Here is a 12,920-nt window from a genome sequence, read left to right on the forward strand (position 1 = left end):
ACAGTGTGGGAATTGGTCAAGTCCGGTGGTTGGATGATGCTGCCGATCATTCTGAGTTCCATCGCCGCCATGGCTATCGTTGCCGAACGCCTGTGGACCCTGCGTGCCGCCCGCGTGACCCCGCCGCACCTGCTTGGGCAGGTCTGGCGCTGGATCAAGGACAAGCAACTGAGCACCGAGAAGCTCAAGGAGCTGCGGGCCGATTCGCCGCTGGGCGAGATCCTTGCCGCCGGCTTGGCCAATTCCCGTCATGGTCGTGAAATCATGAAGGAATGCATCGAGGAAGCCGCCGCCCGGGTCATCCATGAGCTGGAGCGCTATATCAACGCCCTCGGCACCATCGCCGCCATGGCACCGTTGCTCGGCCTGCTCGGCACCGTGCTGGGGATGATCGACATCTTCAGCTCGTTCATGGGCTCGGGCATGACGGCCAACGCAGCCGTGCTCGCCGGCGGCATTTCCAAGGCGCTGATCACCACCGCCGCAGGCCTGATGGTCGGCATCCCGGCGGTGTTCTTCCACCGATTCCTGCAGCGCCGCATCGATGAGCTGGTGGTAGGAATGGAGCAGGAGGCGATCAAGCTGGTCGAAGTGCTGCAGGGCGACCGCGATGTCGACCTGGCCGGGGGCAAAGCGTGAAATTCCGGCGCAAGCAACGCGAGAACGTGGATATCAACCTGGCGTCGTTGATCGACGTGGTGTTCATCCTCTTGCTGTTCTTCGTGGTCACCACCACCTTCACCCGCGAGACGCAATTGCGCGTCGAACTGCCGGAAGCCTCCAGCGGCGCGCCGATGCCGGAATCCGAGCAGAAACTGGTGGAAATCACCATCAGCGCCGAAGGTGTCTATTCGGTGAACAATCACCTGCTGCCCAAGAGCGACCTGGCGACCCTGACCGAGGCCCTGCAGAAGGAGTCTGGCGGTGATACCAAGCTGCCGCTGGCGATCAGCGCCGATGGCAAGACTCCGCACCAGGCGGTGGTGACGGCAATGGACGCGGCCGGCAAGCTCGGCTTCAGCCATTTGCGCATGACCACGGTCGAGGCCGCACCGGGGACGCCCTGATGGCTTTCTCGGATCGCCTGCTGGAGGCCTGGTACAAGGGCCACCCGCTGCTCGCCCTGCTGTCTCCTCTCGAAGCCCTCTACCGCAGGATCGTGCGCGGCAAGCGCCAGCGCTTCCTGGCAGGCGAGGGCCGCATCTACCGCGCGCCGGTGCCGGTGCTGGTGGTGGGCAACATTACCGTGGGCGGCACCGGCAAGACACCGCTGATCCTGTTTCTCGTCGAGCATTTTCGTCAGCGCGGGCTGAAGGTCGGCGTGGTCAGCCGTGGCTATGGCGCCAGACCGCCGCAATTGCCCTGGCGGGTGCGCGCCGACCAGCCAGCCGCCCACGCCGGCGACGAACCCCTGCTGATCGTGCAGCGCAGCGGTGTGCCGCTGATGATCGACCCCGACCGCTCCCAGGCCGTGCGCGCCTTGCTCGAGGCCGAGCCGCTGGACCTGATCCTGTGTGACGACGGTCTGCAACATTACCGCCTGGCCCGCGATCTGGAGCTGGTGCTGATCGACGCCGCCCGCGGTCTCGGCAATCGCCGCTGCCTGCCCGCCGGTCCGCTGCGCGAACCGGTGGAGCGCCTGGGCGAGGTCGATGCCCTGCTGTACAACGGTGCGCTGGCCGATCGCGACGACGGTTACGCCTTTACCTTGCAACCCACGGCGCTGGTCAACCTGCGCAGTGGCGAGCGCCGGCCGCTGGATCATTTTCCCGCTGGGCAGGCGCTGCATGCGGTGGCCGGTATCGGCAATCCGCAGCGCTTCTTCGATACCTTGCGCACGCTGGGCTGGGCTCCCGTCGAGCATCCTTTCGCCGATCATGCCGTGTTCAGCAGCGAAGCCCTGGCGTTCGTGCCGTCGCTGCCGCTGGTGATGACCGAGAAGGATGCCGTGAAATGTCGCAGTTTCGCCGGGGATGACTGGTGGTATCTTGCCGTCGATGCGCAGCCGTCGCCGGCCTTCGTGAGCTGGCTCGACGAGCGACTGGCGCGACTGCTGCCGGATAGCCGGCAACCCTGATCTATTTCGTTTCGGCCACAGGCCTGAGGAACACACCATGGACACCAAACTGCTCGATATCCTCGCTTGCCCGATCACCAAGGGCCCGCTCAAGCTCAGCGCCGACAAGACCGAGCTGATCAGCAAGGGTGCCGGCCTGGCCTATCCAATCCGCGACGGTATCCCGGTGATGCTGGAAAGCGAAGCCCGTACCCTGACCGACGATGAGCGCCTGGACAAATGAGCCTGGCCTTCACCGTAGTGATCCCGGCGCGCCTGCGTTCGACGCGCCTGCCGAACAAACCGCTGCTGGCGATCGCCGGCAAGCCGATGATCCAGCATGTCTGGGAACAGGCGCGCAAGAGCAGCGCTGCCCGCGTGGTCATCGCCACCGACGATGCCAGCATCGTCGAGGCCTGCAAGGCCTTCGGTGCCGAGGTCCTGCTGACCCGCGCGGACCACGAATCCGGTACCGACCGCCTGGCCGAAGTGGCGGCCGCGCTGGACTTGCCTGCCGATGCCATCGTGGTCAACGTGCAGGGCGACGAGCCGCTGATCCCGCCGTCGATCATCGACCAGGTGGCCGCCAACCTGGCTGCCCATCCGGAAGCGGGCATCGCTACGCTTGGCGAGCCCCTCGAATCGGTCGAGGCATTGTTCAATCCGAACGTGGTCAAGGTGGTCGCCGATTGCAACGGGCTGGCCCTGACCTTCAGCCGTGCGCCGCTGCCTTGGGCACGTGACGCGCTGGCCCGGGATCGCCAGCAACTGCCGGCTGGGGTGCCCTACCGTCGGCATATCGGCATGTATGCCTACCGTGCCGGCTTCCTCCAGGACTTCGTTGGCTGGGGCCCGTGCTGGCTGGAACAGACTGAAGCACTGGAGCAGTTGCGCGCGCTCTGGCATGGCGTGCGTATCCATGTCGCCGATGCCCTGGAAGCACCGCCCGTGGGTGTCGACACGGCTGAAGACCTCGAGCGCGTGCGGCGCTTGCTGGAGGCCTGATGCGCGTCCTCTTCGTTTGCCTGGGCAATATCTGCCGCTCGCCGACCGCTGAAGGCGTATTGCGTCATCAATTGGCCGAAGCCGGGCTGGCCGAGGTGATCCATGTGGCGTCGGCGGGCACCGGCGACTGGCATGTCGGCAACCCGCCGGACAGCCGCACCCGTCGCGCCGCCCAGTTGCGTGGCTACGATCTGTCGGCCCAGCGGGCGCAGCAGGTCAGCGTGGAGGACTTCACCCGTTATGACCTGATCCTGGCCATGGACAAGAGCAATCTGGCCAATCTCCAGGCGATGCGCCCGGGTCACGCCAGCGCCGAGCTGGACCTGTTCCTGCGCCGCTACGAAGGCGCCCTGGACGAGGTCCCGGATCCTTACTACGGCGGCGAGCAGGGCTTCGAGCATGTGCTTGACCTGATCGAAGCGGCCTGTCGCGGGCTGGTCAGCGAATTGAAGGGGCGGCTATGAGCGCCAAGGTTGAATCGCAGGTTTCCCTCAAGCCGTACAACAGCTTCGGTATCGATGCCGAGGCACGTCATTTCGCCCAGGCGCGCAATGATGACGAGGTGCGTCAGTTGCTGGCCTATGCCGCAACCGAGGACCTGCCGGTCCTGGTAATTGGCGGTGGCAGCAACCTGTTGCTGACCCGGGACGTCACCGCGCTGGTCCTGCGCATGAACAGCAGCGGCATCCGCATGCTCTCGGATGATGGCGAGCGAGTGGTGGTCGAAGCCGAGGCGGGGGAACCCTGGCATCCGTTCGTGCAGTGGACCCTGGCGCAGGGCCTGGCCGGGCTGGAAAACCTCAGCCTGATTCCCGGTACCGTCGGTGCCGCCCCGATGCAGAACATCGGCGCCTATGGTGTCGAGATCAAGGATGTCTTTGCCGGGTTGACCGCGCTGGATCGCCAGACTGGCGATCTGCATGAGTTCAGCCTGGAGGAGTGCGAGTTCGCCTACCGTGACAGCCATTTCAAGCGAAATCCGGGACGCTGGATCATTCTGCGGGTGCGTTTTGCGCTCAGCCGTGTTGCGTCGCTGCATCTGGATTACGGCCCGGTGCGTCAGCGCCTGGCAGACCAGGGCATCACGCAGCCGACGGCCAGGGATGTCAGCGAGGCGATCTGCAGCATTCGCGCAGAGAAACTGCCGGACCCGGCCACGCTGGGCAATGCTGGAAGTTTCTTCAAGAATCCGGTGGTCAGTGCCGAACTGGCCCAGTGCATTCGTGACCAGCATCCGGGTGTCGTGGCTTATCCACAGGCCGACGGTCGGGTGAAGCTGGCGGCGGGCTGGTTGATCGAGCAGGCGGGCTGGAAAGGTTATCGCGACGGCGATGCCGGTGTGCACAGGATGCAGGCGCTGGTACTGGTGAACTATGGCCAGGCGACTGGCGAGCAGGTGCATGAGCTGGCGCAGAAGATCCAGGGCGACGTTCTCGAGCGGTTTGGTGTCGAACTCGAGATGGAGCCGAATCTGTATTAAAAGCCCTGCATGAACCTTGTGGGAGCGGGTTCACCCGCCATAGCTTCGGTGAATTCACTACCGTAATCGCGGGTAAACCCGCTCCCACAGGGGGCGCGTTCAGCTTTTGACAGGTAATAAAAAGCCCCGCCAGTTTTCACTGGCGGGGCTTTTTTTCAGCCTTTGGAAATCAGAAGTGCGGTTTGTGCTCTTCGGTGGTTTCCAGGGCTTTCGGGGCTTCCTCGGTGACCTGGGCTTGGGCCTCAGCCGCTGCGGCGGCCGCGGCAGCAGCTGCTGCTTCGGCTTCACGCTTGCGACGGCGGACTTCACGCGGGTCATTCGGGGCGCGGCCGTTCGAGGTAGTCACGACAGGCGCTTCGACGGGGGCCGGCTCGGCGACTGGAGCCTCGACCACTGCTGCCGGGGTTTCCTCGGCAACGGCTGGCGCTGGCGTTTCAACCACTGGCTGAACCTCGACGACCGGTTCCTGGGCTTGTGGCTGCTCCTGGGCAACGACTGGCTCAGGCGCGGCTTCCACGACCGGAGCGGCTTCGACCACAGGCGCGGCCACTTCGGCAGGCTGCTCGACAGGCTGTGGAGTCACTTCGACCACTGGCTCGACGCTCGGCTCGACGGCTTCGACGACGGCAGCCGGTTGCTCGACCGCAGGGGCAATGCTCGTTTCAGCCACTGCTTCGGACGGTTTCACGGCCTCGGCCACTTCGGCGATCTCGGCGGCCTGGGATTGCACTGGCGCAGGTTCGACCTGTGGAGCGCTTTCCTCGACCTTGGCGGTAGCGCGTTCGGCCTGGGCGTGAGCCTCGGCTTCGGCGTTGGCGCTGATGGCAGTGGTGGCGACCGCAGCGGTCACTGCCAGGCCGGCAGCCAGTTTGGCAGTGCTTGGCTCCTGGCCTTCTTCAGAGGCTTCTTCGCCGCCTTCGATCAGTTCGCCATTGGCATCACGCTGACGCTCACGGCGGTTGCTGCGACGACGCTGGCCACGGGAGCGACGGCGTGGACGTTCGCCTTCGGCGCCTTCCTGGTTGTCGTCCTGCAGCAGTTCTTCGTTCGGCAGTTGCTCCTCGGCAGCTTCGGCAGCCTGCTCGGCAGGGCGTGGCTGGCGCTCTTCGCGCGGTGGGCGCGGTTGGCGCTCTTCACGAGGTGCGCGTTCTTCACGCGGAGCACGCTCCTCACGAGGCTGACGCTCTTCCCGCGGGGCGCGTTCTTCACGAGGTTGACGCTCTTCACGCGGTGCGCGTTCTTCGCGAGGTGCACGCTCTTCACGTGGAGCACGTTCAGGACGCTCTTCACGAACGGCTGGTGCGGCCGGAGCAGCATCCAGTGGTTCACGCAGTTCGCGGACCGGGCGATCTTCACGAGGACGACGCTCTTCACGCGGAGCACGTTGCTGACGCTCTTCACGTGGTGCGCGCTCTTCACGCGGCTGACGCTCCTCCCGTGGTGCGCGTTCCTCGCGAGGCTGGCGCTCTTCACGCGGTGCACGCTCGGCACGCTCTTCGCGCGGCTTGCGATCTTCATCGCGACGGCCGTTGCGGTTGCGGCTCTGCTGGCGACCGTTGCGGCGCTCTTCGTTGCGTTGCGGACGCTCGGTGGCGGCTGGCTTCGCGGCAGCAGCAGGCGCAACTGGCTCTTCCTTGCTGCCGGCGAACAGGCTGACCAGCGACTTGACCAGGCCCTTGAACAGGCTTGGTTCCGGCGCGACGTGGGCAGGCGCTGCAGGAGCGGTTGCTTCCGGCTGCTCGGCGGCGACCGGGGCGTTGCCGCGGGCCGGTGCGGTCTTCACCGCGGCTTCCTGGCGAACCAGGGTGCGGGTGGCGGCGGCTTGCGGCGCTTCCTCGACTTCGGCAGCAGCGATCTCGTAGCTGGACTGGGCGCTCAGGGCTTCCGGGTTGTCATCACGCAGGCGCTGGACTTCGAAGTGCGGCGTCTCCAGGTGATCGTTCGGCAGGATGATGATGCGCGCGCGGGTGCGCAGTTCGATCTTGGTGATCGAGTTGCGCTTCTCGTTGAGCAGGAATGCGGCGACCGGGATCGGCACCTGGGCACGAACCTCGGCGGTGCGGTCCTTCAGGGCTTCTTCTTCGATCAGGCGCAGGATCGCCAGGGACAGCGACTCGACGTCACGGATAATGCCGGTGCCGCTGCAGCGCGGGCAGACGATGCCGCTGCTTTCGCCCAGGGACGGGCGCAGGCGCTGGCGGGACATCTCCAGCAGGCCGAAGCGCGAGATGCGGCCGACCTGGACGCGGGCGCGGTCGGCTTCCAGGCACTCGCGGACTTTTTCTTCCACTGCGCGCTGGTTCTTGGCCGGGGTCATGTCGATGAAATCGATGACGATCAGGCCGCCGATGTCGCGCAGACGCAGTTGGCGGGCGATTTCCTCGGCCGCCTCCAGGTTGGTCTGCAGGGCGGTTTCCTCGATATCGCTACCTTTGGTGGCGCGCGCCGAGTTGATGTCGATCGACACCAGGGCTTCGGTCGGATCGATCACGATCGAGCCGCCGGACGGCAGGTCGACCACGCGCTGGAAGGCGGTTTCGATCTGGCTTTCGATCTGGAAACGGTTGAACAGCGGGACGCTGTCTTCGTACAGCTTGATCTTGCTGGCGTACTGCGGCATCACCTGGCGGATGAAGGTCAGGGCTTCTTCCTGGGCATCGATGCTGTCGATCAGCACTTCGCCGATGTCCTGGCGCAGGTAGTCGCGGATGGCGCGGATGATGACGTTGCTTTCCTGGTAGATCAGGAAGGGCGCGGCGCGGTCCTGGGAGGCTTCCTTGATCGCGGTCCAGAGTTGCAGCAGGTAGTCGAGGTCCCACTGCATTTCTTCGCTGCTGCGGCCGAGGCCGGCAGTGCGCACGATCAGGCCCATGTCGGCCGGAGCGACCAGGCCGTTCAGGGCCTCGCGCAGTTCATTGCGTTCTTCGCCTTCGATGCGACGGGAAATCCCGCCGGCACGCGGGTTGTTCGGCATCAGTACCAGGTAGCGGCCGGCAAGGCTGATGAAGGTGGTCAGGGCTGCGCCCTTGTTGCCACGCTCCTCTTTTTCGACCTGGACGATGACTTCCTGGCCTTCGCTCAGTACTTCCTTGATGTTGACCCGGCCTTCCGGGTTCTTCTTGAAGTATTCGCGGGAGATTTCCTTGAGTGGCAGGAAGCCATGGCGTTCGGAGCCGAAGTCGACGAAAGCGGCTTCGAGGCTGGGTTCGATACGGGTGATCCGGCCTTTGTAGATATTGGCCTTCTTCTGCTCGCGCGCACCGGACTCGATGTCCAGGTCGTAGAGGCGCTGGCCGTCTACCAGAGCAACACGCAACTCTTCGGGTTGAGTCGCGTTAATCAGCATTCTTTTCATGTAATACCGTCGGTTTCCGGGCTGCCGGAAACGGCGTTCGGCACACACGACTTCTCACGGTCGGTGTCAGGTGCGTCAGGGGTGGCGGGCCATCCCGTGTCCAGCGACTTCCGGCTGACTGGTGACCAGTGTTGCCGAGGCCGCGACGACGCGTCCTGCTTGCTGTTGTGTCATATGCACGTCAGTCAGGAGGAGGAATCAGCCTTCGTCCGTGGACGCCCGGTGGGCATCCTGTTTCGAGACCAGGTCCGGCGCTGAGGCCGGGACGCGGTACTACACGGTCCGACGGTTGTGCATCTCCACCCTACACGTATCCCTGATAATCGGGTGCTGCCGCGCGCTGAATCCGCAACGGGTTGCATTTATCGCCGGCTCCATACGGGAGCCCGCGCAGTTTATGGCTAAGGCAGGTATTTCCGAAGCATCCGCCATGACTGCGTGAAAGCGTTGGCACTGAGAAGAGTGGCATCGAAAAAAAACGGAAAGGGAGGGTCAAAAGCCGCTCTTGTTGTTTTTTATCGGTCTTCTCTCATCGGCGCTGGTGGCGATTCCAGGCATTTCTGTAAACTGGCGAAAGCCCCGTCGGACGGCCTCGCGTCCTCGAGAATTGCGTCGGTCAGGGCCGGCTTGAAGCCATTGGTCCGCTGGCCAGCCGCTTTTGGCGGCGTTCGCGACTATAGCAGCAATCATTAAGTGCTTCAAATCCATAAAAAATTGTTATGATCCGCCAAATGACGACCTCTACCCCCCAGACTTCCAGCGTCCAGCTGATCGAAGTCCCGCCGGAACTTGCCGGCCAGCGTATCGATAACTTCCTTGTCAATGTTCTCAAGGGCGTACCCAAGACCTTGATTTATCGCATTTTGCGCAAAGGCGAAGTGCGGGTGAACAAGGGGCGCATCAAGCCCGAATACAAGATCCAGTCCGGCGATATCGTGCGTGTGCCGCCGGTGCGCCTGCCCGAGCGCGACGAGCCGGTGCCGGTGGCCCAGGGGCTGCTGCAGCGGCTCGAGGCGGCGATCGTCTATGAAGACAAGGCGCTGATCGTGTTGAACAAGCCGGCCGGCATCGCCGTGCATGGCGGTAGCGGCCTGAGCTTCGGGGTGATCGAAGCCTTCCGTCAGTTGCGCCCGGATGCCAAGGAGCTGGAACTGGTCCATCGTCTCGACCGCGACACCTCCGGCCTGCTGATGATCGCCAAGAAGCGCAGCATGCTGCGCCACCTGCACACCGCCTTGCGTGGCGATGGCGTGGACAAGCGCTACATGGCGCTGGTCCGTGGTCATTGGGCGACCGGCAAGAAGCAGGTCAATGCGCCATTGCTCAAGAGCAATCTGCGCTCCGGCGAGCGAATGGTCGAAGTGAATGAAGAGGGCAAGGAGGCACTGACGGTCTTCCGCGTGCTGCGCCGCTTCGGTGACTTCGCCACCATGGTCGAGGCCCGCCCGATCACCGGTCGCACCCACCAGATTCGGGTCCATGCCCTGCACGCCGGGCATGCCATCGCCGGTGACAGCAAGTACGGCGACGAGGACTTTACCCGGGAGATCCGCGAGCTGGGCGGCAAGCGCCTGTTCCTGCATGCCTATGCCCTGACCGTGCCCTTGCCCGATGGCGGCGAGCTCAAGCTCGAGGCGCCGGTGGACGAGATGTGGGCCCAGACCGTGGAGCGCCTGAGTGCAACGTGACTACGACCTGCTGATCTTCGATTGGGACGGTACGCTGGCCGACTCCATCGGTCGTATCGTCGAGGCCATGCATGCCTCCGCCGAGCGTGCCGGCTATCCGCTGTGCAGCGACGAGGCAGTCAAGGGCATCATCGGCCTGGCCCTGCCCGAAGCCATCAGCACCTTGTATCCGCAACTGGTCGAGGCCGAGGTCATGGCTTTCCGTCAGCACTACGCGGACATCTACATGGCTCTCGATGACCAGCCTTCACCCTTGTTCCCAGGCGTGGTCGAAGCGCTGGACGCCTTTCGCGCCGAGGGCTACCGCCTGGCCGTCGCCACCGGCAAGGCCCGGCGCGGGCTGGATCGGGTGCTCAAGGCCAATGGTTGGGAGGATTTCTTCGATATCACCCGCGCTGCCGACGAAACCCGTGGCAAGCCGCATCCGCTGATGCTGGAAGAGATCATGGCGCACTGCCGGGTCCCGGCGTCGCGGTCGCTGATGATCGGTGACTCGTCCTTCGACCTGCTCATGGCGCAGAACGCCGGGATGCATTCGGTCGCGGTGGGGTATGGTGCCATGTCGCTGGAGACGTTGAGCGTTCACCGGCCGCAGTTGTCTATCGAACACTTCTCACAGTTGCCGGCCTGGCTTGCCCGGGCGGCTACACCGGTATTTCCAGGGTAGGTAAAGCATGGTCGACGAGTGGAAAGCGCCTCGCGAAGAAAACGACGAAGAGCAGAAAAGCTGGAAGTTGCTGGAAAAGACCTTGCTGGCCAGCGTCCAGGAACAGCGCAGGGCGCGGCGCTGGGGGATCTTCTTCAAGTTGCTGACGTTCCTTTATCTGTTCGGCATCCTCTTCCTGTTCTCGCCGCTGGCGAAGATGGAGAAGGGTGCTGTCGGAGGTACCGGGCACACGGCGTTGGTCGAGGTGCGCGGGGTCATTGCCGACAAGGAAGAGGCCAGTGCCGACAACATCATCGGCAGCCTGCGTGCGGCGTTCAAGGATCCCAAGACCAAGGCCGTGGTGCTGCGCATCAATAGCCCGGGCGGCAGCCCTGTGCAGGCGGGCTACGTGTATGACGAAATCCGCCGCCTGCGTGGCGAATATCCGCAGATCAAGCTGTATGCGGTGATCACCGATCTCGGTGCGTCGGGTGCCTACTACATTGCCAGCGCGGCAGACCAGATCTATGCCGACAAGGCAAGCCTGGTCGGTTCCATCGGCGTTACCGCGGCCGGATACGGGTTTGTCGGCGCCATGGAGAAGCTTGGGGTCGAGCGCCGTACCTACACTGCCGGCGAGCACAAGGCGTTCCTTGATCCATTCCAGCCGCAGAAGCCCGAGGAGACTGCGTTCTGGCAGGGTGTGCTGGATACCACGCACAAGCAGTTCATCGCCAGCGTCAAGCAGGGCCGAGGGGAGCGCTTGAAGGACAAGGAGCATCCCGAGCTGTTCAGTGGGTTGATATGGTCTGGCGAGCAGGCTGTGGATCTGGGGCTGGTGGATGCCCTGGGCAGCGCTGGCTATGTGGCCAGGGAAGTGGTGGGTGAAAAGGATCTTGTGGACTTCACCATCGAGGAATCTCCGTTCGATCGCTTCTCCAAGCGCCTCGGGGCCAGCGTCGCCGAGCACCTGGCGATGTGGATGGGGTTCCAGGGGCCGAGTCTGCGCTGATTCTTTCCTGTTGATAAAAAGCCGACCTCGATGGTCGGCTTTTTGTTGGGCATCAAGCCAGCTCTCATAGAGCAAAACATAACTCTTTGATTTGCAGGGACCTTGTGGGAGCGGGTTCACCCGCGATTGCGGTAGTGAGTTCACAATAGCAATCGCGGGTGAACCCGCTCCCACAGGGTACGCGTCGTGTTTTGAAGCTGTTCTCTGGGCGACAGCGCAGCCTGAAAGGCTGGGCGGACTCCCACAGGGTTTTGTGGTGTTCTCGGGAATGGTGCTTCAGGGTACGCTGACGCCTTCCTTTATCAGCATATCCACCAGGCGAATCAGTGGAAGTCCGATCAGGCTGGTCGCATCGCTGCCGTGGGTGCCCTGGAACAGGCTGACACCCAGCCCTTCGCATTTGAAGCTGCCAGCGCAATCGTAGGGTTGCTCGATGCGCAGATAGCGCTCGATGCGCGGCAGGTCCAGGTTGCGCATGTGCACGCTGAACGGAACGCAGTCCACCTGGCATTCACCGGTTGCACTGTTGAGCAGGGCGACACCGGTCAGGAAGGTGACATGGTTTCCGCTTGCTGCCAGCAACTGCTCGCAGGCCTTGTCGAACGTGTGCGGTTTGCCGAGGATCTGCTCGCCGAGTACTGCCACCTGGTCGGAGCCGATGATCAGGTGCGCCGGATGCCGGTCGGCCAGGGCCAGGGCCTTTTCCCGGGCGAGGCGCTTGACCAGGTCGACGGCGGGCTCGTCGTCGATGCGCCGTTCGTCGATATCCGGCGAGGCCCAATCGAATGGCAGATGCAGGCGCGCCAGCAATTCGCGCCGGTAGGGTGAGCTGGAAGCCAGTATCAGCGGTAGCATGAAATACTCCAGTGCAGGTTCGCCGATTCTAACATGTTGGGCCGGGACGGAATTTCCTTTGACAGGGGCGGGGGGCATCCCTAGAATGCTGCGCCTATGTTGAATGACCCGATTCCACCTCACGTTGACCCGCGCAAATTGGCCGATCGTGGCGTTTCCATCGAAGGAAGCGTACCGCTCGCCGATTTGGAGAGACTCTGCGACCCGCTTTCCGACAATGTCGGTACGGTGCAGGCCAAATTCGATTTTGAGCGAGACGAGCAGGGCGCGGTGGTTTTCCACACCGACCTGAACGTCGAGGTCAAGATGGTTTGCCAGCGTTGTCTTGAGCTGGTCACCCTGCCGATCCACAGCGAGTGTACTTACGCCGTGGTGAAGGAGGGTGCGAATACCCAGTCGTTGCCGAAAGGTTATGACGTGCTGGAACTGGGCGAGGATCCTTTGGATCTGCGGGCGCTGGTCGAGGAAGAGCTGTTGCTCGCCTTGCCCATCGTGCCTGCTCATCATCCGGAAGAATGCCAGCAGCCGGCGGGCGCCGATGAGCCCGAACCGAGCGAGGACGAGGTAAAGCGGTCCAACCCGTTCAGTGTATTGGCGCAGTTAAAGCGTGACCCAAACGTTTAGGAGTTAATCAATTATGGCTGTTCAGCAGAACAAAAAATCCCGCTCTGCCCGTGACATGCGCCGTTCGCACGATGCCCTCGAAGCCAACGCCCTGTCCGTAGAGAAAACCACCGGTGAAGTTCACCTGCGTCACCACGTTTCGCCAGAAGGCGTATACCGTGGCCGTAAAGTGATCGACAAGGGCGCTGACGAGTAATCC

Annotated in this window: 14 protein-coding genes; 12 read left to right on the plus strand and 2 right to left on the minus strand. The window is 63.5% G+C overall.

The annotated features are described in order from the left end of the window. Positions 1-3: 3 nt before the first annotated feature. Genes ACPFMA_RS07970 through murB form a run of 7 tightly spaced genes read left to right on the plus strand, consistent with a single transcriptional unit; the run spans position 4 to position 4,541 of the window. The gene (locus ACPFMA_RS07970; RefSeq protein WP_009406890.1) at positions 4-639 is read left to right on the plus strand and encodes a MotA/TolQ/ExbB proton channel family protein; all 636 of its coding nucleotides are present in this window, start codon (positions 4-6) and stop codon (positions 637-639) included. Then, positions 636-1,067, plus strand: coding sequence for an ExbD/TolR family protein (locus tag ACPFMA_RS07975; protein ID WP_009406888.1), 432 nt, complete (start codon positions 636-638; stop codon positions 1,065-1,067). Before ACPFMA_RS07970 ends, ACPFMA_RS07975 begins: the two co-directional genes overlap by 4 nt. Continuing rightward, positions 1,067-2,077 (plus strand): tetraacyldisaccharide 4'-kinase, encoded by a 1,011-nt coding sequence (lpxK, locus tag ACPFMA_RS07980; protein ID WP_064304885.1) that lies wholly within the window; start codon positions 1,067-1,069, stop codon positions 2,075-2,077. Before ACPFMA_RS07975 ends, lpxK begins: the two co-directional genes overlap by 1 nt. A 37-nt stretch (positions 2,078-2,114) precedes the next feature. After that, positions 2,115-2,300, plus strand: a complete 186-nt coding sequence (locus ACPFMA_RS07985; protein ID WP_003247142.1) for a Trm112 family protein — start codon at positions 2,115-2,117, stop codon at positions 2,298-2,300. Beyond that, positions 2,297-3,061, plus strand: coding sequence for a 3-deoxy-manno-octulosonate cytidylyltransferase (gene kdsB, locus ACPFMA_RS07990; protein ID WP_064304884.1), 765 nt, complete (start codon positions 2,297-2,299; stop codon positions 3,059-3,061). Before ACPFMA_RS07985 ends, kdsB begins: the two co-directional genes overlap by 4 nt. Further along, complete coding sequence (locus tag ACPFMA_RS07995; RefSeq protein ID WP_064304883.1) at positions 3,061-3,525, plus strand: low molecular weight protein-tyrosine-phosphatase; 465 nt, start codon at positions 3,061-3,063, stop codon at positions 3,523-3,525. The genes kdsB and ACPFMA_RS07995 overlap by 1 nt, the downstream gene beginning before the upstream one ends. Next, the gene (gene murB, locus ACPFMA_RS08000; RefSeq protein ID WP_425929939.1) at positions 3,522-4,541 is read left to right on the plus strand and encodes a UDP-N-acetylmuramate dehydrogenase; all 1,020 of its coding nucleotides are present in this window, start codon (positions 3,522-3,524) and stop codon (positions 4,539-4,541) included. Before ACPFMA_RS07995 ends, murB begins: the two co-directional genes overlap by 4 nt. Before the next feature lie 169 nt (positions 4,542-4,710). Here murB and rne read toward each other — a convergent pair whose 3' ends face one another. Continuing rightward, on the minus strand, positions 4,711-7,896 hold the full coding sequence (gene rne / locus ACPFMA_RS08005) for a ribonuclease E (protein ID WP_425929940.1): 3,186 nt from the start codon (positions 7,894-7,896) through the stop codon (positions 4,711-4,713). A 731-nt stretch (positions 7,897-8,627) separates the two neighbouring features. On the opposite strand from rne, the gene rluC reads away from it, so the two are divergent. From rluC to ACPFMA_RS08020, 3 genes are read left to right on the plus strand one after another with little or no spacing between them, the layout of a single operon-like run. After that, positions 8,628-9,584 (plus strand): 23S rRNA pseudouridine(955/2504/2580) synthase RluC, encoded by a 957-nt coding sequence (gene rluC / locus ACPFMA_RS08010; protein WP_420057501.1) that lies wholly within the window; start codon positions 8,628-8,630, stop codon positions 9,582-9,584. Next, a complete protein-coding gene (locus ACPFMA_RS08015) occupies positions 9,574-10,251 on the plus strand; it encodes an HAD family hydrolase (protein ID WP_420057502.1) in 678 nt (225 codons plus the stop codon). Before rluC ends, ACPFMA_RS08015 begins: the two co-directional genes overlap by 11 nt. Positions 10,252-10,258: 7 nt before the next feature. Next, positions 10,259-11,242 carry a S49 family peptidase gene (locus ACPFMA_RS08020; RefSeq protein ID WP_420057504.1) on the plus strand — a complete coding sequence of 328 codons (984 nt, stop codon included), beginning with the start codon at positions 10,259-10,261 and terminating at the stop codon, positions 11,240-11,242. A 276-nt stretch (positions 11,243-11,518) separates the two neighbouring features. Here the strand turns inward: ACPFMA_RS08020 and ACPFMA_RS08025 are convergent, their stop codons facing one another. After that, positions 11,519-12,097: a Maf family protein gene (locus tag ACPFMA_RS08025; RefSeq protein ID WP_420057505.1), complete on the minus strand. Its 579-nt coding sequence runs from the start codon at positions 12,095-12,097 to the stop codon at positions 11,519-11,521. A 96-nt stretch (positions 12,098-12,193) separates the two neighbouring features. Here ACPFMA_RS08025 and ACPFMA_RS08030 point away from each other — a divergent pair, with 96 nt between their 5' ends. Together ACPFMA_RS08030 and rpmF are read left to right on the plus strand one after the other, a co-directional pair. After that, positions 12,194-12,721: a YceD family protein gene (locus ACPFMA_RS08030; RefSeq protein WP_064304877.1), complete on the plus strand. Its 528-nt coding sequence runs from the start codon at positions 12,194-12,196 to the stop codon at positions 12,719-12,721. Between the two features lie 13 nt (positions 12,722-12,734). After that, the gene (gene rpmF, locus ACPFMA_RS08035) at positions 12,735-12,917 is read left to right on the plus strand and encodes a 50S ribosomal protein L32 (protein ID WP_009406838.1); all 183 of its coding nucleotides are present in this window, start codon (positions 12,735-12,737) and stop codon (positions 12,915-12,917) included. Positions 12,918-12,920: the final 3 nt, after the last annotated feature.

The sequence above is a fragment of the Pseudomonas sp. NyZ201 genome, from assembly GCF_049860765.1.
Taxonomy (GTDB): Bacteria; Pseudomonadota; Gammaproteobacteria; order Pseudomonadales; family Pseudomonadaceae; genus Aquipseudomonas; species Aquipseudomonas bharatica.